Source organism: Pseudomonas anatoliensis (assembly GCF_017976235.1).
Taxonomy (GTDB): Bacteria; Pseudomonadota; Gammaproteobacteria; order Pseudomonadales; family Pseudomonadaceae; genus Aquipseudomonas; species Aquipseudomonas anatoliensis.
The window spans coordinates 379,069-399,368 of sequence record NZ_JACVHC010000007.1; the positions used below are offsets into that span (position 1 = coordinate 379,069).

The window sequence follows — 20,300 nt, forward strand, 5'->3', positions numbered from 1 at the left end:
CTGTAGGAGCTGCCGAAGGCTGCGATCTTTTGATTGTGAAGATCAAAGGATCGCAGCCTCGTTTCACTCGACAGCTCCTACAGAAGGTTTTTGGTTGATCGGGAAATTGGTGCCCCCGCATCCGGGCAAACACCCAACCGTGGGCTATAACCCTATAGGGAAGTTTCGGGAAGTCGCCGCCATGAACATGCAGTCGAAATCACTTCCAGTCGATGAGAGCAGCCTGCGGCTGGGCTCGCGCAAGCAGCCGTTCAATCTGTTGCGCTGGTTTTCGTTGATCAGCATGGCGGTGATCGGCACAGTCGCCGTCGCGCTCGGAGCGGTGTCGACGCGATTTGTGATTGAGGAGAGCGTGCAGCGTGATGCATTGCTGACGGCTCAGTTCATTCAGGCCATCGCTTCGGCCGAGGTACGCCACGTTGCGATTCCCAATGTGCGGACCATGGGCGAATTGCTCGATCCGCGCCAGGACAAGGATTTTCCAGACGTCAATCCGCAAGCCCGGGCCGATGCGCGGGGCGAGTTTCTCGATCACATCGAGCATTTGCCGGATGTGATTCTCGCCAATATTTACGCGCCCGACCGGCGAGTGATCTGGTCAACCAACCGCGAGCTGATCGGCACCAGCATTCATGCCGATGAAGATCTCGATCGGGCCTTCAACGAGAAGATTCCGGTGTCGGCCAGTTACCACGACGTCGACAAGGACCGCGCCGAGCAGAAATTCGTGGTGCCGCCGCAGTACATCTTCATCGAGAACTACATCCCGCTGTTCGACGCCGAAGGCAAAAATGTCACGGCGATGGTCGAGATCTACAAGGAACCCAAGGACCTGATCGCCCGCATGGAGCGCGGCATGGTGCTGATCTGGCTGGCCACGGCGCTTGGCGGCGGGCTGATTTACCTGGGTTTGTACTGGATCGTGCGGCGCGCTGCGATATTGTTGGCGGCGCAGCAAAAGCAACTGATCGCCAACGAAACCTTTGTCGCGCTGGGCGAGATGTCCTCGGCAGTAGCGCACAGTCTGCGCAATCCGTTGGCGACCATCCGCTCCAGTGCCGAGCTGGCGCTGGAGTTCGATGCCGGGCCGGCGGAGAAAAATATCAAGGACATCATCGGTCAGGTCGACCGCATGTCGAAATGGGTGAGGGAGCTGCTGCAATCCCTGCGCCCGCTCAACGATGATCCTGAGCCGGTAAACCTGGTGGCCGCGCTGTACGAAAGTCTGGTCGCCTTCGAACAGCAGATCGCCAAAAACCAGATACACGTGGCGTTTCATCCGCAGAACACGCCGATGGTGCTCAGCCAGCCGGTGCAACTGACGCAGATCCTCAACAGCCTGCTGGCCAATGCCCTGGAAGCGATGGACAAGGGCGGCACGCTGACCATTAGCCTCGAACCGGCCGACAACCGCAGCGTCTGCGTGGTGCTCAGCGACACGGGCAAAGGCATGAACGAAGAACAACGCAGCCTGGCCTTCCGTCCGTTCTTCACCACCAAACAGGGTGGGCTCGGCGTCGGCCTGGTGCTGGTCAAACGGATCATGGAGCGCTTCGGCGGCGGCGTGACCCTCGACAGCCGCGAAGGTGAGGGCACCACCGTGCGTCTGGCGTTCCAGCTCATCCATTAACGCCCATCGGGTGCTTGTCGGGTTGCCCCCGCGGGTGGCGATGAAGTGGGCAGATCTGCTTTCTCGACACTTGCCCCACTATCGGGTGATCGTCCCCATTCGTCGCGTGGCGAAATTGGGTCCGTTCCGCTAACTTAATGTTTTATAAGCAATTACTGAAGTGGCGAGTTAGTTGCAAGGCGTCATTAACGCAATCTCGGCCCGGTGCGCAGCCAATAGCGGCAAAATAGAATCATCAGGCCGTGAGTCACGTTCATTGCCGCCTACACTGATCAGTGATGGCGGCAACGAACGGATTGATGCACAACCTCCAGGGCACGGCCATGCAGCGACAGGAATCACAAAAAATACCTGCGCCGAGCGCAACGGCAGCAGTGTGCACAGGCTGGCGCGGGCAGTTCAATTTGCTGCGCTGGTTTTCGCTCGGCAGTTTTCTGATCATCGCGGCCGTTGCGCTGGGGTTGGGCTATATTTCCACGCGCTTCGTGGTCACCGAAAGCGTGGAGCGCGATGCGTTGCTCACTGCGCAATTCGTCCAGGCCATCGGCGAGGCCGAAATGCGCCACGCCAAAATCAACCCGAACCGCACCATGGGCGAAATGCTCGACCCACGCGAAGACAACAGTTACCCCGACGTCGATCCGGCGGTGCACGCTTCGGCACGCATTGAGTTTCTCGACCATGTCGAACATTTGCCCGACGTTCTGCTGGCCACTGTTTATGCGCTTGATCGCACGATCATCTGGTCAACCAACCCGGAGCTGATCAACGTCAAGATTGAAGACGATGACGAGTTGCACGAGTCGTTCGAAATGAAAGTCCCGGTGTCCTCCAGCTACCACAAGATCGACGACGAGAAGCCTGAGCAGCGACTGTCGCGCGAGCCGAAATACCTGTTCATCGAGAATTACATTCCGATGTTCAATGCCGACCAAAGCAAAGTCGTCGCCATGGTCGAGATCTACAAGGAACCGTCCGATCTGGTCGACCGGATCGACCGTGGATTCGCCTCGATCTGGGCGGCGACCCTGCTCGGCGGCGCAGCGATTTATCTCGGGCTGTTCTGGATCGTGCGCCGCGCCGCAACGCTGCTGCAAAGCCAGCAACAGCAACTGATCAGCAACGAAACCTTTGTCGCGCTGGGGGAAATGTCCTCGGCGGTGGCGCACAGTTTGCGCAACCCGTTGGCAACCATTCGCTCCAGCGCCGAACTGGCTCAGGAAGTCGCCAGCGACGGCGCCCAGCGCAATATAGGCGACATCATCAGCCAGGTTGACCGCATGTCACGCTGGGTGCGCGAGTTGCTGGTGTCGTTACGGCCAATGAGTGACGACGGTGAGGCGGTGGACTTGCTCGCGACGGTCGAAGACACCCTCGGCGCGTTCGAGGCGCTGATTCGACGCAACGGGGTTGTCGTGCGATTCACCCCGCAAGATTGCCCGCCCATCGTCAGTCAGCAGGTGCTGCTCACGCAAATTCTCAACAGCCTGTTTGCCAACGCCCTCGAAGCCATGCCCAAGGGCGGCGTGTTGACCGTGGAGATCGAAACGCTGCAGCCCGATCAGGTAAGCATGATCCTGGGCGACACAGGCAAAGGCATGAGCGCGCAGCAGCAGCAACTGGTGTTCAAACCGTTTTTTACCACCAAGCAGGGCGGGCTCGGCGTAGGTCTTGCTTTGGTCAAAAGAATCATGGAACGGTTTCAGGGGTCGGTCGTCTTGACCAGCCGCGAGCAGGAGGGAACCCGCGTCAGTCTCAACTTTAAGGTGGCATCGGGAGGGGAATATGGAACACAGCATTCTGCTGGTCGAGGATGATGAACTGCTGGCCGACAATATTCAGACCTACCTGGAGCGCAAAGACTTCGAGGTGACCGTCTGCCACTCGGCTGAAGACGCGCTGGAGCAACTGGAAACCTTCATGCCGGACATCGTGCTGACCGACAACTCGTTACCGGGCATGAGTGGTCATGACCTGATCCAGAAGCTGCGCATCAGCGCGCCGGATCTCAAAGTGATCATGATGACCGGTTACGGCAACGTCGAAGATGCGGTGGTGGCGATGAAGGAGGGCGCCTTTCATTACGTCACCAAACCGGTCGCACTGCCGGAACTCAAACTGCTGCTCGACAAGGCCCTGGCCACCGAGCGAATGGAACGCACGCTGTCGTTTTATCAGGAGCGCGAGGCGCAGAAGTCCGGGGTGCAGGCGTTGATTGGCGAATCGGCGCCGATGCAGTACCTGAAAAACACCATCGGCCAGTTGCTCGACGCCGAACGCCGCATGGCCAACACCGATCTGCCGCCGGTGCTTGTAGAGGGCGAAACCGGCACCGGCAAGGAACTGGTGGCCCGCGCGCTGCACTTCGACGGCCCGCGCAGCAAAGGCCCGTTTATTGAATTCAACTGTGCGTCGATTCCGTCGAATCTGGTGGAGTCCGAGTTATTCGGTCATGAGAAAGGCGCGTTCACCGACGCCAAGGATCGCCGTGTCGGTCTGGTGGAAGCGGCGGACGGTGGCACGCTGTTTCTCGATGAAGTCGGCGAAATGGATCTGCTGTTGCAGGCCAAACTCTTGAAGCTGCTTGAAGATCGGACCATTCGCCGCGTGGGTTCGGTGAAGGAGCGCAAGGTCAATTTGCGGGTGATCAGCGCGACCAACTGCAACCTTGAGCAAATGGTGCAGCAGGGCAAATTCCGGCGCGATCTGTTCTTCCGGTTGCGGATCATTTCGATCAAGGTCCCGCGCCTGCATACGCGTGGCGAAGACATTTTGCTGCTGGCCCGACACTTCCTCGCCAGCCATGGCAAGCGCTATGGCAAACCGAATCTGCATTTCAGTGATCAGGCCGAAGAGTTGCTGCTCAGTTACACCTGGCCGGGCAATGTGCGCGAGCTGCGCAACATGCTTGAGCAAACCGTGCTGCTGGCGCCGAACGACACCATTGCCGCGCACCAGTTGAACGTCTGCATGAGCCTTTGTGACGAGTTGCCACCGCAACATCAGCATCAGCAGCATCAACATTACGAACCGGCGCCGCATTACGAGCCGCGTCCGGCCAGCAACATGGAATCAATGAACCTGCCGGAAGTCGAGCGCGACATGGTGCGCAAGATGCTCGACAAGACCGACTGGAACGTCACCAAGTCCGCTCGCCTGCTGGGCCTGAGCCGCGACATGCTGCGTTATCGCATCGAAAAACTCGGCCTGGCCAGACCGGACAAACGCCAGTGGTGAGTCCAGTCTCACCGTAACTCCGCTGTGCGAACGATGGAACAATGGATACGCACCCTGTAGGAGCTGCCGCAGGCTGCGATCTTTTGATCTTTAAAAATCAACATCAAAAGATCGCAGCCTGCGGCAGCTCCTACAGGAGGTGTTCAGGGCTCAGTCTCAATGCTGCTGGCGGCTGAGGCAAGCCAACAGGCACGTCGGATCCAGCACCTCATCATTCACATAAATCCCGCGCTCGGCATCGTACGTGCGAACAAATACCCGCACCGTCGCATCCGCCACGGTCGGCAGTTGCGAATCACGAAACACGTGGCGATCCGGGATGACCACGAAATCCTCCGGCGCGGTGTCATCAAACGGCCGTGGCGGCTGCGCGGACAACGACGGCGGAGCAGGGTGGGCGAAGGGCTGGTTCGGCCCGTAGTAGATGAAATTGCTGTCCAGCGCTTGCGCCTGTGTGGCGGCGAGCAGACAACCGGTCAACAACAGCCGTTCGAACATATGCATGGCGGCACCTGCGAGTGCGGTTTTCCCCAAGGCTATTAACTATAGCTGCCCTGCGGCAGGTCCCGCATTCAAGACGCCGATTGATTGATCACATGCCCCGGCTGTGCGCAAAGATCGATTCCAAGGGCATGGATGATCTTCAAAACCGTATCGAAACGCGGTTTTGCGCCTGGCGCGAATGCCTTGTACAGACTTTCACGACCCAATCCTGAGTTTTTGGCTATTTGCGTCATTCCGCGGGCCTTGACCACATAGCCGATTGCTCGAAGAAACTCTTCGTTATCCCCGTCCAAGAGGACTTGAGACAGGTATTCGCTGATGGCTTCGTCACTGTCCAGCAGCGCTGCCATGTCGAAACTCGTCAAGGTCTGGCTCATGGTTAAACCTCCTTTGCCATTTTTTTTGCGCGTCGGATGTCTGCGCTTTGTGAGGATTTATCGCCTCCGGCCAACAGGACGATCATTGCACCGTTACGCATTGTGAAATACACCCGGAACCCCGCGCCGATATCTACGCGCATTTCGGACACGCCATCGCCCACTGATTTAACATCGCCGAGATTACCTGTAGAGGCTCGATCAATGCGACGTGCGATGGCCACCTTGGCCCGCAGGTCGCGAATTGATCGATGCCAAGCGTGGAAGACTGCTGTCTGTTGAATAAGATAATTCATTGCCCGACTGTATCCAAGTGGATACGAATAAGAGGTCGGCCGAATCCTTTATCAATAATGGAAGCATCGGCAGCGTATGTAGGCAGAAAGCCCCAAACGTGTAGGAGCTGCCGAAGGCTCGGGCCGCGATCGGACGATCTTTTGATTTTTAAAAGCAAGATCAAAAGATCGCAGCCTGCGGTAGCTCCTACAGAGTTGGCTTACAAGTTTGCAACAACCGCAACTGGCGGTTGATCTAGACTCGGATCCGCTCAATCAGGAGCATCGTCCGGAGTGCGCCATGGAAGTGCCCAACAGTAAAACCGCCATCGAAAGCAATCGTCAGGCGTGGAACGATTCTGCTCGTCATCACCAGGATTCGCCGGACTGGCAGGCATTGCTCAGCGAAGTCGCGCAGGCGGATTTTTCCTGCCTGGACGACACTTTGCGTGGCGTGCTGGAACAGGTCGGTGTCGACCGTAAAGAGGTGATTCAACTGGGCTGCAACAACGGCCGGGAGAGCCTGTCGCTGTTTGCCCTCGGTGCGCGGCAAGTGGTTGGAGTCGACCAGTCGAGCGCCTTTCTCGAACAGGCCCGCGAACTGAACAGTCGGTCACCGCACAACGCCGAATTCATCGAAGCCGATATCCATCACCTGCCGGCGACGTTGCACAACCGCTTCGACGTCGCGCTGATCACCATCGGCGTGCTGAACTGGATGCCCGACATCGGCGAATTCTTTCGCCACGTCGCGCAGGTTCTGAAGCCGGACGGACAACTGGTGATCTACGAAACCCATCCGTTTCTGGAAATGGTCGATCCTGATGGCGAAGACCCGTATCGCCTCGCGAGCTCGTACTTCCGCGCTGAGCCGTTCGTGCAGGAAGAGCCGATCGTCTATGTCGGCAAGGTCGAACAGCAGGCGGCGAAATCCTACTGGTTCGTGCACACCCTCGGCGCGATCTTCAGCGGCGCCATCGGGGCAGGGCTGAACATCGCGCACTTCAAGGAGTATGCGCATTCGAATCGGGAAGAGGTGTATGACCAGTACCTGAATCAAGAAGCGCAGTTGCCGATGTGTTTCACCCTCATCGCCGTCCAGAACTGAGGTCTGTATTGCCCTGACTGGCCTCATCGCGAGCAGGCTCACTCCTACACTGGATCGGCGTCTACACAAAGTTTGTGCTCGCCGAAGCCCACTGTAGGAGTGAGCCTGCTCGCGATGGCGGCCCAATAGCCGCCATCAATCTCGGGACTGATTCAAGCCTGCGCCGCTGCCGTCACCACCGGTCTTTCCGGCTTGCGTAAAGCCTCCAGTCTTGAGCCGCTGTAGCGTGTTTCGCGGAAGAAACGCCAGTGCCCGAACAGGTCGTAGACATGCGTGATACGCCCCTGTTCCTGATAGCCCAAACGCATATGCATCTTCAGGGCCTGTACATTGGCGCCGTCGCAGATATCCACCACTTTTTCGAAACCTCGGGTAGCCATGACTTGCCAAAGTGCGGTCTGTGCATCGACGGTCAAGCTACTGCCGAAATACTGCCGGGTGATTTCGGCACCGAACTGAAAGTATTCACCGGGCTTGACCGGGAACGTGCAGCGGTAGAAGTGGCGGTCGTAATAGTCGCGAGTGCTGGCCCAGACGAACCCGACGGTGTGATCGTCCTGGTCCAGGTACATGTGCCCCGTATGCCCTTCAGCGGCCAGCTCGGCCATGGTCTGCACGCGGTCACCAAAGTACTTGCTGAATGCCTTGGCGTTTTCTTCGGTGATGTCGACTCTGCGCAAACCTTCACAAGGGCGCAGTTTGTTCGGGGCAATCGGCGTGACCAGATCGCGCTCCATCCACAGCAATTCACGGTGAGCGAATACGTAACGTTTGCCCAGCGCGCCAAGGGTGCGGCGCAGGCCTCTTTCTCTGATGCGCAGAAGCAGTTTTTCGATGGCTTTCATGATGCTCTCCGAGGTGCTAGCCCAGGTGTGGTGGATGGTGTTGCCGGTTGAATTTCGGATGTGTTCGCCGCTGTCGACTTGCCGGCACGCCGTGCGCGCCATTTTTGCAGGGACGGTTTGACGTGGTGCCAAAGGCGTAGCCCCAGGCCCAGCAGCAAGCCGCTCGGGCGCCACGAGTAGAAACTCCAGCGCCAGTGCTCCAGTTGTCCGGTCATGCGTTCGTGCAGTTGGTGGCTGGAGCTTTCCAGGCTGACCCGGGACGCATCGATCCAGCGCCAATGCTCATCCAGCCCCCAGCGAATCCATTCCTCCAGCAACACCCGGCCGCTACCGAGGTCGGCGTACTGTGGCAAAAACGCCAGGTTGTAATCGTAGAGCCGGCCCTGTTCGAGCAGGCCGAGGCGATAGCTGATGCAGCGGCCGTCCAGCTCCAGCGTAACGACCCGCACCAGGCCTTGGTCGGCGAGGGCGGTGAAGGCGCTTTCCATCCACTGACGACTGCGTTCGGTGGCGAAAATCCCGACGCCCTCGTCACCTTTCCAACTGACCGACTCGACTTCCTGCAGCGCTTCTAAAATCGTAGGCATCGACAGCGCATCGGGGGTGATTCGCCGCACTTGCGCGCCGCATGCAGCTATCCGTTTGCGCGCCCGACGCAGCTTGTAGCGCGGGTCGCCGGAGACCTCGCGATGATCGGCATCGCTGATCAGATGCACCGGCACCCGGCAACTCAGGCGTCGTTCAGCAGTGGAACTGCGCGCCATCCATTCGGTGAGCGCACTTTCTTCACCGGCAGGTTCTGACAGTTCATTGAGTTGCAGCAGCGCATGGGGCAGACGCTCACGGATCAGCACCAGCGCTTTGTGCATGTCTTCGCTGCCGAGCAACGACAGCAGGGCCAGGCGATCGGCCAGCGGATAACCCAAGTGATGCAAAACACGAAACGGCACGCCAGCGAAGCGTTCGCGGCTGGCCACCAGTGGCAGGCACAGATGCAATTGCTCTGCTTCCCAGCCGAGCAGAATGTGCAGGCGCTGATCTTCGCCCAAGGCCTGTTCTGCCGCGCACAACCAGCCAAGGTTGTTGAACGGCGTGTGGTCGGCCACACGCAGACGCAGTGCCTCGTAGGCCGCTGCCGGGAAATCGGCAGCGCACAGGGACGTGCGCCATTCGAATCGCATCACCATAGGTTCAGGCCGCCGTTGCTGTGACAGGTGGACGGGAAGGTTTACGCAGTTCTTCCAGGCGCGAGCCGCTGTAGCGGGATTCGCGGTAGAAGCGCCAGCGACCGAACAGCGTGTAGATATTCATGATCCGCTGTTGTTCGGTATAGCCCATGCGCACGTGCAGCTTGAGTGCCGGGATGTTTGTCGACTCACAGACATCGACCACTTTGCTGCAGCCTTCCTCGGCCATGGCTTTCCACAGGCGCACTTGCACATCGACTGACAATTCGGTGCCCCAGTAGGCGCGGGTCATTTCGCCACCGAATTCGAAGAACTCGCCGGGTTTCACCGGGAACCGGCAACCGTAGTAATGCCGATCGAAATAATCGCGCGGCGTGCCCCAGATAAACGCCACGGCATCGCCATGCTCGTCGACATGCATATGCCCGGTGCGACCTTCATTGGCCAGCTCGGCCATGACGCCGACACGGTCGCCGAAGTAACGGGTGAAGGCACTGGCGTTGTCTGCGGTGATCTTCATTACGCGCAGCGGTGGGTAGGGTTTGAGGTTGTGCGGCGGCACGGGGCTGACCAGATCACGCTCCATCCACAGCAATTGCTGATGGGCGAAAATGTACTTTCTGCGGATCTTGGCCAAGGTCGCTCGCAGGCCGTTACGACGGATATGTCCGCTGAGTTTTTGCAAAAGATCCATGGTCTCTTCTCCTAATGAAGGTAGCCACGCGCGGCATGACGCTCGCAGGGCAGAAGGGCGGCTCATGAAGCGCTCCAGCTCAAGGCAAACAGGGTTTGCCCCGGCAATTCGAAACGCACACGCCCGTTTTCACAGACAAACGGTGCGTCCTGTCTGCGATTGTCGGCGCCGAAGTAACGCAGGGCGCCATGTTTCAGCGGGCATCTGGCACCGCTTAGTTCAACCCGTTGCAGGCGCGTGCCTTTGTTCACCCCAAGCAGTGCGCGCTGCTCGTCGCCGGCCATCGCCAGGACATCCACCTCAAAAGCGTCGTTATCCAGTTGCAGCACTTGCGGCAGCCAATGCCGCGCGATGAATTGCTGGGCAAGGCCCACCGGTTTCAATTCAAAACGACCATTGTCCAGCACCCGCACCATGCCTTTGCCGTAGGGCGGTTCATCGGCTGCCTGAAACCAGTTGAGCATGGTCAGCAGCCCATCCTGAGAAGCGTTGATCACCACCGAGGCCCACCACAGCGAGGTGAAATGGGTTTCCTGATCGTAGGGGCTCAGGGCTGAGCCACTGGACAGATTGGTCTGATCCAGCAGCAACGCTTTGCGTGGTTGCCCTTTGGCGTCCAGCCCCACCAGGTCTGCTGCGCGGCGCACGCTGTCGCGGTAGACCCGGGTCGCGAGCAGGTCGCGAATCATCCATTCATGCCAGGCCAAGGCATCGACCTGATCGGCAGATTCACCGAGCAGACGCCGTGCCCAGTCGATGCCGCGCTTGTCCGCCGCGTTTTCGGTGAACGGCCCGTTGACCAAGCGTGAGCTGGCCGGCATCGCGATGCGCACCCCTGCCTTGGCGTTGGCCGGGTCGCTGCGCACCTGCTGCGCCATGCTGTTGAAGATCGCCCGGTATTGTTCGTAGCTTGAATAGTTGAGGTTAGGCTCGTCGGCGAAACCGATGTAATGCGTGCCTTTGCCACCCAGGGCGCGGGTGCCCGCGAGCCAGGCGTCGAGGCCACTGTTGCTTTGTACATCGGCGCGCAGATCGGCCTGTCGCCCGGTGCCGGCGAGCAGGGTGATGTCCTGGCGGATGCCGAAGCGATTTTGATAAAGCTGACGAAAAGCGTCTTCGAAATGCGGATTCTTCGAGGTGACGTCAACGAAGCTGTAGTAACTCGCAGCGCTGGGTTTCAAGGCATCCAGTAGGGCGTGACTGGACGGCGGCGGTACGAGGTAAGGCAGTGCGATTCCCAGATCCGGCGTGCGTCCGAGGACTTTGTCGTGCAGGGTCAGACGCGTCTGCCCCGGTTCTGACTGCAAGGGTTTGAGCTGCTGCGGATTCTGCGCAAACAGATTCGCCGTGCCGTCGAGCCAGAATGCTGCTTTGCCCCTGCCTTGCAGAAGCAGGCGCCAGACCTGCGGTTGTTCGCTGACGGGCAGCGCGACTTGATCGAACTGCCAATAGGCACGATAGGGTTTCAGTGCCAATGACAGTTGCTGTCCATCGCCAACCCGCTGTGCCTGCAAACCGCTGATGCCGCCATGGAACTTGCCGGCCAGCACCGCATGTTCGCCGGGTGCGACCCTGAAATACAGCTCAGTGCCGTTACGCACTTCCGCGCTGAAATGCACCTTGGCCGGGGCAAACAGCGCCACGGTTTTTTCGTCATGTTCGATCCGGTAACCGCGGAAACTGTAGCCGGGAATCTCCAGTTGATAACTCGCCGCGCCAGGCGCCAGCGGCCAGCTCTGGCTGCCACGGGTTTCATTGGCCTTGATCAACCGTTCGCCCTGCAACTTGCCCTGACCGTCGAGTAGATACAGATGTTCTTCATTGGCCTCTGCCTGCCACGCTGGCACCCAACTGACGGTCACGGTGTCGGCGCGATCGGCCTGCAGATACAAACTGCCGTCGCGGATATCGCCCCAGCGCATCGACGCCGCGTAGGCGTCCAGCGACAGGCCGATACCGAGCAGCAGGGCCAGGCGTTTCATGCTGCCTTCCGGCGTTGCAACATCAGCCACATCGGGGTGATGTCGCTGGGCAGAATGATCAGGGTTTGCCAGAACGGCACGCCACTCAAGCGGCAATAAAGCACCAGCATCGCCACGGTGACGGCCAGATAGGCAATCGATGAAGCCGCCGCTGCACCGACAATGCCGTAGGCCGGAATCAGCAGCAGATTCAGCGCCAGATTGAACACCGCGCCCAAGCCCATCAGTAACGACACCGTGCCGGGGCGGTCTTTGCCAATCAAGTCCAGACGCAGAATGCTCGCGTAGCACAGGCCCAGCAGGCCCGGCAGTAACGCGAGCAGCGCCGGATAGGCCGGTTGATACGCAGCGCCGAACAAGGTGATGATCAACCACTCGCCGATCACCGCCATGGTCAGGCAGGCACCGAGCATCACCGTCGCCGTCAGTCGCAGCGCCAGCGGAGTGACTTTGTCCATGCCTTTGTCCTGTTGCAGCAGGCGTTTCATCAGCGGCGTGGTCACCGCTTCCGGAACGATCAGCAGCAGTTCGGCGGCGGCGCTGGCCATTGCGTAGTGACCCAGCGCGGTGCTGCCGAGCAGGGCGCCGATGAACAAGTAGTCGGAGCGCAGGATGACTTGCTGGAACAGCAGATCCGGATGGCTGCGTGCACTGAAGCGCAGCAGTTCGTTCTGGCTGGCGCGGTCCCATTGCAGCTGTATCGGTTGCGCGCGTTTGAGCCACATCCATCCCACCAGCACCACCAGGCTGATCCCGGCCAGCCAACTGATCAGCGCCGCTTCCAGCGCAGCACTTTTCCACATCCAGAACAGCGCAAGAAACAGCAGCAGCGGCGCCAGCGATTCGATCAGGCGCAGCACGTTGAACGCGACCACGCCGCCAGAGGCGTTGTGCAATGTCAGCAGGCCGCTTTTGAGTACGGTGAGCGGCACCGCCAACAGCAACAGCCAGGCCAGCAGACCGAGTTGCATCGTTATATCCAGTTCGCCGCCGAACTCACGCACCAACGCAACCACCAGCAAGGTCAGCAGCCCCGCCAGCAGACAGCCGAACACCAGCACCTGAGCGAGTAGCAAACCCATCGGCCGCTGCTTGGCCGCTTGATAGCCGACCGCTGAATTCAGCCCGCCGCTGGTGGCGGCGCTGATCAAGTCCGGCAGGGTGCTGAGCAAGGCAAACAAACCGCGTTCACTGGGGCCCAGTATCCGCGCGAGCAACACGTTGCGCAGCAGACGCAAGGCGATCATCGCCAGCTTGGTGCCCATGCTCAGGGCCAGATGCTTGAGGTAGTTGCCTCGGCTCATGTGCGTGCCCCGCGAAAGATGCGTAACGACAGCAGTTCGGGATTGCGTGCGGTGCGTTGACTGACGCCGAAGCGCGGCAGGTTCAAAGGGTCGCCGGCCCCACGATAGAGACCGGTAGCGGTGCCGAGGGCAAACGGATAATCGTGATTGGCGACCTGCTCGCGCACGCGCTCATCGTTATCGCCGTTGGGGTAGCAATACACCGGTAACGGCCGATTGCAGCCGTTGTTCAAGGCGTCGCGACTGCGGCTGATTTCCTGGGTCAGGCGCGCACTATCAAGGCCTGTAAGAATCGCGTGGCTGGCGCCGTGCGGACCGAACCGCACCAGCCCCGAAGCTTCCATTGCGCGCACCTGATGCCAATCCAGGGCCTGCGGCAGAGAATCCTGCGGGCACTCGTCGGTGAGCCGTTCCAGCACCTGCGGGTCGAGATCTTTCAAACTTTGCAGATAATGCAAAAGGGCCAGACTGCGCCGCTGCACATCGATGTCATCGACCAGCACCGGCAATGGCTTACCGATCGAGCGCAGGTATTCGATCAAGTGCATCCGCGCCTTGTCGCCATGGCTGCCCCACAGCGTTTCGCCCAGGCTTTCCCACCAGAATCGTTGACGACTGCCAATGAAATCGGTGGAGAGAAAAATACTCGCCGGCACCTGATGTTTTTGCAGCAGCGGGAAGGCGTTGACGGCGTTGTCGCGCCAGCCGTCATCGAAGGTCAGCGCCACTTGCGGGCGCTCGGTGCGCAGCGAATTTGGTTGAAGGATTTCCATCAGCGGCACGCAATCGAAATGCTTGCGCAGCCACACCAGCAAATGCTCGAAGGCCTGGGGCCCGACGCACAGTTCATTGCGGTGCGGCAGATCGGCGGCGCGGTCGTTGGCCAGCACCCGATGCAGCATCAGGATCACCCCGGCGCCGTGCAACTGATTGCGGCCCACGGACGAGTTGAGATAGAGCCAGCCACTGGTGCGTTTTAGAAGTTGTTTGATCGCCATGGCCTCAGTCCTTTTTTATCGGTTCTGTTCCGGATTCCACTGGGCATACCGCTGGCCGCGCAGAAACTGCCACAGGCCGAGGCTCATGCCCGCCAGGGTGACCAGCAAAAACGCCGCCAGACGGAATGGTTTGGGCAAACGGTGTTGCGAATCGAGCAGGCCGGCGATGGCGATCGTGTAGCCGATCAACTGCGCGATCAGGCTCAAGCGATAAAAACCGTGTTCTTGCCACAGCCAGAAGTTGCTCAGCAGCAACGGCAGCAACAGCACCGGCGCCAGTCGGCGGATCAATTTGTGGCTGATCAAGGCGATCGAATACAGGCCGTGCTTGAACGGATTGAGCAGCTCGCTGCGTTGCGCCAGGCTTTGCAAGCCGCCAACGGTGACGCGCTGACGCCGGCGAAATTGTTTGCCCGCCTCATCGACGCCATGGTCGATCACTTGCGCTTCAGGCACGTAGACGATGCGTTTGCGTGCCACCGGAGCACAGGTGCTGATAAAGAAATCGTCGTTGACCTCGGCCGGCACGTTCTGGAACAACTCGCGGCGCAGAGCGAGCAGGGCGCCATCGGCGGAAACCATGCAACCGGTGCGATTCTCCACGCGGCGCAGCCAGCCTTCGTAGTGCCGGTACAGGCTGTCACCGACGCTCAGGCCCCCGCCGGTGACCGGAATCACCATGTGCCCTGCACACGCGCCGACCTGCGGATCGCTCAGCGGCGCGAGCAAGTGGCCGAGGGTGTCGCGTGACCATTGATTGTCGGCATCGGTGAACACCAGAATGTCGCCGGTACTCAGCGCTGCGCCGGCATTCAGCGTAGCGGCTTTGCCCTGGCGGGGCAGGTCGAGCACGGTAATGCGCGGATCAACCACTTTGTGCGCGCAGGCCACGGTGTCATCCGTCGAGCCGTCGCTGGCGAGGATGATCTGCAGCGTCGCCGGCTGATAATCCTGAGCCAGCAGCGTGCGCAACTTGTGCTCGATGTGCCACGCCTCGTTATGCGCGGCAATCACGATGCTGATGTTCAGAGGCGGCGCTGGCGTATGGCGCCAAGCCGGGAACAGCGGCGCCAGCAAGGTCAGCAGCAGCGGATAACCGACGTAGGCGTACACCGGCAGCAGCAGGCACATCCAGAAAATGAATTCAGCCACGGGCAGGCCTCCTGGCGTTCCAATGACACAGACTGAGAACAAGTGCCGCGCTGGGCAGGTGCAGGCGTAACCAGTGCAGACCCCACAGTTGCAAGGTGAGGCGAACGTTGTGGTGCTTGATACTCTGCCGCACGCTGAGCACCAGACTCGGCAGCAGGGTCAGCACCAGCAGGATCACCGCGAGCTGCGCGAGGCCGGCGAGCAAGGCAACGATCAAGAGAAAATCCGTCACCCAGACCAGCAGCGACAGCAGCGGAAAACGCAGCAGGCGCAGGCTCATGCCATGGGTGCGCAGCAACTGCAGGTGACTGCCCTGACGCCACAGTTCCTTGCCCATCCACTCGCGCCAATTCATTTCGTAGCCCCAATGCAGGGCGATGCTGGTATTGATCGACAGCAGCCGTGCGCCCTGTTTGCTCAGGCGCAGGGTGTATTCCTTGTCCTCGCCGGTGCGCAGGGTTTCGTTGAAACCGCCGACGACATCGAACCAGCGTTTGCGCATCAGCAGGTTGGCGCTGGGCAGCCAGTCCACGGTGCGGCTGGCGTGCGCTGATGGCCGCAGCATGCGCCGTTGCCAGGCGGTCGCGTACCACGGCGCGGCGGCGGGGGTGTGCAGGTCCAGGCCGAAGATGTCGCCCTGAGCGTCTGCTTCGAGGGCGAACAATTGGCTCAGCCAGTCTTCGGGCATTTCAATGTCGGCATCGATGAACGCCAGCCATTCACCACTGGCAACCGTTGCGCCACGATTGCGCAAAGCGCCGATCAGCAGGCCGGGCAACACCAGAACCTGCGCGCCGAATGCGCGGGCGATCTGTGGCCCGTCATCAATAGAGCCGTTGTCGACGACAATCAGTTCACAGTCGATGTCAGCGGCGTTCGCGGCTTTGCGAGCGGCCAGGAGGGTGCGGCCGATGTGCCGTGCCTCGTTGTACATCGGAATGACGATGCTGACCCGGCTCATGCCCTGACCTCCGTCAGCGGTGCTTGCTCGGCTTTCAGGCGCAGCACCCAGGTCAGGGCAAGCATGATCCACAGGTATTTCAGGTTCGGCGCGCTGAGAAACATCAGAAACAACGTCAATGACAGAAAACTCATTCCAAGATGAGTCACCACGTCCGCGTGCTGCCACTCGCGCCGTTGCAGCCACGCGCGTCGTGCGCGGATCAGGTTGTAGAAACCCTGCACGAGCATGCCGACAAACAGCAGGCCGGCCGGAATCCCCAGTTCGCTGAAAATCTCCAGGTAAGTGTTGTGCGCCCGGCGATACAGGTCACCGATCTTGCGGTTGGCCGAGAATGCCTTGGCGTAACCGGTGGTCGCGTAGTGCAGCGGGAAGGTCCCGGGGCCGGAGCCGAGCAGCGGATGTTCGCGGATGATCTGGCTGCCGACGACAATGTAGGAGGCGCGACGGCCGAGTGATTCGTCCTGAGCCTTGGCCCCGGCGCTCAAGATACTCAGCGACTGGATGCGTGCCAGATAACCGGCAGGCATCGCATAAATCGCCAATGGCAGCACGATGGCGGCGCCGAGCATGGCAAAGCCGAAATGCCGGGGACGGACGCGGGTGAGGTGCTGGCGGTAATGCCAGACACCGATCGCCAGACTCAAGGCCAGTACCACCAAGCCTGAGCGCGACTCCGTTTTGGTCATGCCGCCGAGCAGCAAAAGGCAGCAGCCAGCCCAGAACAAACGCTGCAAAAGGTTCGGACTGCGAATCACCAGCAGCAGGCCCAGCGGCACGGCGAAGGCGATCAGCAGAGCAAAGGCATTGGGGTCATCGAGCAGGCCGGCGGCGCGGCCCTTGTCCTGGAATCTGCTGGAAAACATCGCCATGGCGCAGGTGGCGCTGACGCTGAGCGTGACCAGCCGGGCGAACAGATCGAGGTTCAGCTCGCGGCCGATCAACAAAGTGATCACGAACAGAATCAGGCCCACGCTCAGTTCACGCAGATGACTCTGTGACATGCCCAGGTTGTCGGTGGCGAGCAGGCTCAGCAGGTACAGCGCCATGAAACCGATCAGGTAGCGCCACAGATTGCTGCGCAGGCGCTGCGATGGAATCTGGTGCAATGCCAGTTGCAGCATCAGGATCAGCGCCAGCGAAGCCCCGAGGAATTTGCTCCCGGAAAACATGCTGTCCTTGAAGAACCCTTCAAACGGCACCAGCGCGGCAATGCCAAGCAGGCCCCAGGACGGTTTGCGGTACAGCACCGTGAAACCCAGCAGCCCCAGCACTGCCCCCGGCGCCAGATACGGATAAGGACTGACCAGCAAAGCCATGCAGACCAGTGCCAGCAGACTGACGATCGAGAGCGGGAAAATCATGCGCGTGCCTCCCGTGCGGTGCGGATGTACAGCTGCGACCAGTGTTCGGCCAAGGCCTTGAGGTCGTAGCGATCCTGTTGCGTGCGTTTCGCGTTGTCGCGCAGTTGCCGGGCCAGGCCCGGTTGCATCAGCAACGTCTCGAGCTGGCGGGCGAGGGCTGCGCTGTCGGTGGGCGCGGCGAGCAGGCCGTTATGCCGGTCTTCCAGCACATCGGGAATCCCGCCGACCGCGAAGGCCACCACCGGCACCCCGGCCTGCATGGCCTCCAGCAAAATCATCGGCGTGCCCTCGGTGCGCGAGCTGATCACCAGCGCATCGAGTTGCTGCCACCAGCGGCGCATGTCGGTCTGATAACCCGGCAAACGAATGCGCTGCTGTAAACCGGCGGCATCAATACGCGCCTGCAACACCTCGTGTTCCGGGCCATCGCCGAGCATCACCGCGTCCAGTTGCGGGTGTTGCAGGCACAGCGCAATCAGCGCGTCGAGAAACAGATCCGGGCCTTTCTCGCTGCTCAGGCGCCCGACGTAACCGGCGAGCCAGCGCTGGCGATCAGCATTGGGAATCATCTCGGCGTGAGCCGGCAAACCGTTGGGAATCACTTGCAGCTTGTCGGCCCGCACGCTGGCCTGGCGGTGGATGGCCGCGATGCTTTCAGCCACGCACACCACCCGATCAACCGATGCGGTGCGGCACAGTTGCAGGCTCAGCCAGGTGTAGAACTTTTGTTTGCGGCTGCGCGGGGTGAAACCGTGTTGGGTGATGACCAGCGGCAGGCGCAACAGGGTCGCGCCGAGCCAACCGAATAACAGCCCTTTGAAATTGTGCGTATTGATCAGCGGCCGTTCGCTGCGGCGTTGACGCAAGTGCCGCAGCAAGGTGCCCAGGCCAGTGCAACCCTGCGCGTCGACCCCGCCCTCACGAAAGCGCGCGATCAGTTCCGGCGGCGCGTCGAGGAACAGCACTTGATGCTGTCCCGGCGTCGCTAGGCAATGATCGAGCAACATGCGCTCGGCGCCATAGAAGCCACCGCTGCTGAGCAAATGAATGATCGGCAGGGCGGCGTTCGGCGGGGTCGACATGTTCAATTGCGCACCCAGTGCACGAAGCTTGGCACCGACCAGCTCTTGTGCGGATTGCCCGGCAGCGCTTCCTGTTCGTTGATCACCAACAGCACCGGCAGCCCCAGTTCATGGCTGATTTGCGCCGGATGTTTGAAGCGATGATCAAAGAACTCCCGCACATAGACGAACGCGATCGCCAACAGCAGGCCGGTGAGCATGCCGAACGGAATGATCAACATGGGTTTGGGGAACGCTGCTTCAGTCGGCTCGAACGGCGGGCTCAACACCCGCGCGTTGGACAGGTCGTTGTCCAGCGAGCGCGTGGTGCTGCTTTCGGCAAAGCGTTGCGCGTAGGTCGAGAACGCGGCGTGCAGGGCGCCTATCTCGGTGTCCATCTGCCGCAGCTTGCTCTGGGTTTGCTGCAACTGGTGGATACGCTCCTTGAACTCGGCAATGCGCGCGGTTTTCTGCTCGATCACCTGGCTGACCACCGACAGATCGATCGTGCGCTCCTGGATGCGGTTATTGACCACTTTGAGGAACTGCTGGCGAGTGCGGGCAATTTGCTCGCGGGTCAGCAACATCGGCTCGCTACCGGGCTGGAACACCGCCAGATCATTCATGTAGCGGCTGACCTGAGTGGTCAGCGCCTCGCCCATCTGTCTGATCTCGCGGTCTTCGAACGCGATGTTGTCCACCGTGGTGGTGAAGGTGAACGGGAAGGTGTAGTCGTTGAGTTTGTTGGTGTTGGCAGCGGCCAGGCTGGTTTTCAGGTAATCGAGCCAGCGCTGGCTTTGCAGCAAGCGATCGCGGTACAGATTGAGTGCCTGCTCCTCGGTGTTGATTGCATTGAGGCGAAAGGTGATTTCCTCTTTCGGGTCGGACGAACCGACACCTTCGAGCAAACTCAGCCGAGCACCTTCCAGTCCGTCGAGGCGCACCTGGTATTGATGCTTTTTGGTTTCATAAAACGAGTGCGGCAGTTCGATCGATTGCAGCGCCTGACGGCTGACCAGATAGTTTTGCAGCAAAGCTGCGACAAACGTCGTGCCCTGGGCTGGATCCGGGAAGCTGTAGACAATCGAAATCACATTGGAACCCGGCAGGGTTTCGATCTTCAGATTGTCGATGGCTTCTTGCGTCAAGCCGTCGAGTACCGTGTCGCGCACGGGATCGGTTTCCAGGCCCAGCGTGCTGCGCAGCGGGTTGACCACGTATTCGCGCAACGGCGAGCTGACGTAGCGTTTGAACGGTTCACCGAGCAGCTTGCTGAACATGCCTGGCGCTGGGGTGTACTCGCCGTTGTCACGCAGCTCGCTGATGGTCTGACGAATCAGCGCCGGCGAACGCAGGATATTGCTTTCGGTTTCCATGTCCGCCAGCGACGGCGGAATGAACGTGGCGTTGTCCTGGGTCAGCGAGGTGGTCGCATCGCCCTGGGAGAGTTTTTTCGACTGCACGATCACCTGCGCGGTGATATCGAAGCTCTGTTTGAGCAACAGCGGCAGCACCAGCGCGATCACTGCAAAGATCAGGAAGACACGCTTCACCAGTTGCTTGTTGGCGAAGAAAATCCTGAAGAACTCGTGCAGGTAATTTTCTTTTGGGTTCATGTCGT

General features: G+C 60.2%; 18 protein-coding genes. 4 read left to right on the plus strand and 14 right to left on the minus strand.

The window, feature by feature from the left end; translation table 11 throughout:
• Positions 1–181: 181 nt before the first annotated feature.
• The 3 genes from ICA16_RS23445 (at position 182) to ICA16_RS23455 (ending at position 4,867) form a co-directional block, all read left to right on the plus strand.
• Positions 182–1,630, plus strand: coding sequence for a sensor histidine kinase (locus ICA16_RS23445; protein WP_210701747.1), 1,449 nt, complete (start codon positions 182–184; stop codon positions 1,628–1,630).
• Positions 1,631–1,953: 323 nt separating this feature from the next.
• Positions 1,954–3,447, plus strand: coding sequence for a sensor histidine kinase (locus ICA16_RS23450; protein WP_150602495.1), 1,494 nt, complete (start codon positions 1,954–1,956; stop codon positions 3,445–3,447).
• Positions 3,416–4,867, plus strand: a complete 1,452-nt coding sequence (locus ICA16_RS23455) for a sigma-54-dependent transcriptional regulator (protein WP_210701748.1) — start codon at positions 3,416–3,418, stop codon at positions 4,865–4,867. The genes ICA16_RS23450 and ICA16_RS23455 overlap by 32 nt, the downstream gene beginning before the upstream one ends.
• Positions 4,868–5,023: 156 nt before the next feature.
• Here ICA16_RS23455 and ICA16_RS23460 read toward each other — a convergent pair whose 3' ends face one another.
• The 3 genes from ICA16_RS23460 to ICA16_RS23470 form a co-directional block, all read right to left on the minus strand.
• Positions 5,024–5,371, minus strand: a complete 348-nt coding sequence (locus ICA16_RS23460; protein ID WP_210701749.1) for a hypothetical protein — start codon at positions 5,369–5,371, stop codon at positions 5,024–5,026.
• Between the two features lie 68 nt (positions 5,372–5,439).
• Positions 5,440–5,748 (minus strand): addiction module antidote protein, encoded by a 309-nt coding sequence (locus ICA16_RS23465; RefSeq protein ID WP_150602284.1) that lies wholly within the window; start codon positions 5,746–5,748, stop codon positions 5,440–5,442.
• A gap of 2 nt (positions 5,749–5,750) precedes the next feature.
• Positions 5,751–6,044, minus strand: coding sequence for a type II toxin-antitoxin system RelE/ParE family toxin (locus tag ICA16_RS23470; protein ID WP_150602283.1), 294 nt, complete (start codon positions 6,042–6,044; stop codon positions 5,751–5,753).
• 280 nt (positions 6,045–6,324) lie between these two features.
• Here ICA16_RS23470 and ICA16_RS23475 point away from each other — a divergent pair, with 280 nt between their 5' ends.
• Positions 6,325–7,131 carry a class I SAM-dependent methyltransferase gene (locus ICA16_RS23475; RefSeq protein ID WP_210701750.1) on the plus strand — a complete coding sequence of 269 codons (807 nt, stop codon included), beginning with the start codon at positions 6,325–6,327 and terminating at the stop codon, positions 7,129–7,131.
• A 152-nt stretch (positions 7,132–7,283) separates the two neighbouring features.
• Here ICA16_RS23475 and ICA16_RS23480 read toward each other — a convergent pair whose 3' ends face one another.
• The 11 genes from ICA16_RS23480 to ICA16_RS23530 all read right to left on the minus strand — a co-directional run bounded on the left by ICA16_RS23480 (position 7,284) and on the right by ICA16_RS23530 (position 20,295).
• Positions 7,284–7,976, minus strand: coding sequence for an N-acetyltransferase (locus tag ICA16_RS23480; protein ID WP_210701751.1), 693 nt, complete (start codon positions 7,974–7,976; stop codon positions 7,284–7,286).
• On the minus strand, positions 7,973–9,163 hold the full coding sequence (locus tag ICA16_RS23485; protein WP_210701752.1) for a GNAT family N-acetyltransferase: 1,191 nt from the start codon (positions 9,161–9,163) through the stop codon (positions 7,973–7,975). The genes ICA16_RS23480 and ICA16_RS23485 overlap by 4 nt, the downstream gene beginning before the upstream one ends.
• A 4-nt stretch (positions 9,164–9,167) precedes the next feature.
• Positions 9,168–9,857 carry a GNAT family N-acetyltransferase gene (locus tag ICA16_RS23490; protein WP_150602279.1) on the minus strand — a complete coding sequence of 230 codons (690 nt, stop codon included), beginning with the start codon at positions 9,855–9,857 and terminating at the stop codon, positions 9,168–9,170.
• A 62-nt stretch (positions 9,858–9,919) separates the two neighbouring features.
• Positions 9,920–11,839: a hypothetical protein gene (locus tag ICA16_RS23495; protein WP_210701753.1), complete on the minus strand. Its 1,920-nt coding sequence runs from the start codon at positions 11,837–11,839 to the stop codon at positions 9,920–9,922.
• Positions 11,836–13,143, minus strand: a complete 1,308-nt coding sequence (locus tag ICA16_RS23500) for an oligosaccharide flippase family protein (RefSeq protein ID WP_210701754.1) — start codon at positions 13,141–13,143, stop codon at positions 11,836–11,838. Before ICA16_RS23500 ends, ICA16_RS23495 begins: the two co-directional genes overlap by 4 nt.
• Complete coding sequence (locus ICA16_RS23505) at positions 13,140–14,141, minus strand: polysaccharide deacetylase family protein (RefSeq protein ID WP_150616526.1); 1,002 nt, start codon at positions 14,139–14,141, stop codon at positions 13,140–13,142. Before ICA16_RS23505 ends, ICA16_RS23500 begins: the two co-directional genes overlap by 4 nt.
• A gap of 15 nt (positions 14,142–14,156) precedes the next feature.
• A complete protein-coding gene (locus ICA16_RS23510) occupies positions 14,157–15,293 on the minus strand; it encodes a glycosyltransferase (protein WP_210701755.1) in 1,137 nt (378 codons plus the stop codon).
• Positions 15,286–16,254 (minus strand): glycosyltransferase, encoded by a 969-nt coding sequence (locus tag ICA16_RS23515; RefSeq protein ID WP_210701756.1) that lies wholly within the window; start codon positions 16,252–16,254, stop codon positions 15,286–15,288. Before ICA16_RS23515 ends, ICA16_RS23510 begins: the two co-directional genes overlap by 8 nt.
• Positions 16,251–17,618 (minus strand): O-antigen ligase family protein, encoded by a 1,368-nt coding sequence (locus tag ICA16_RS23520; protein ID WP_210701757.1) that lies wholly within the window; start codon positions 17,616–17,618, stop codon positions 16,251–16,253. The genes ICA16_RS23515 and ICA16_RS23520 overlap by 4 nt, the downstream gene beginning before the upstream one ends.
• A complete protein-coding gene (locus ICA16_RS23525) occupies positions 17,615–18,700 on the minus strand; it encodes a glycosyltransferase (RefSeq protein ID WP_210701758.1) in 1,086 nt (361 codons plus the stop codon). Before ICA16_RS23525 ends, ICA16_RS23520 begins: the two co-directional genes overlap by 4 nt.
• Before the next feature lie 2 nt (positions 18,701–18,702).
• On the minus strand, positions 18,703–20,295 hold the full coding sequence (locus ICA16_RS23530) for a GumC family protein (RefSeq protein WP_210701759.1): 1,593 nt from the start codon (positions 20,293–20,295) through the stop codon (positions 18,703–18,705).
• Between the last annotated feature and the right edge of the window lie 5 nt (positions 20,296–20,300).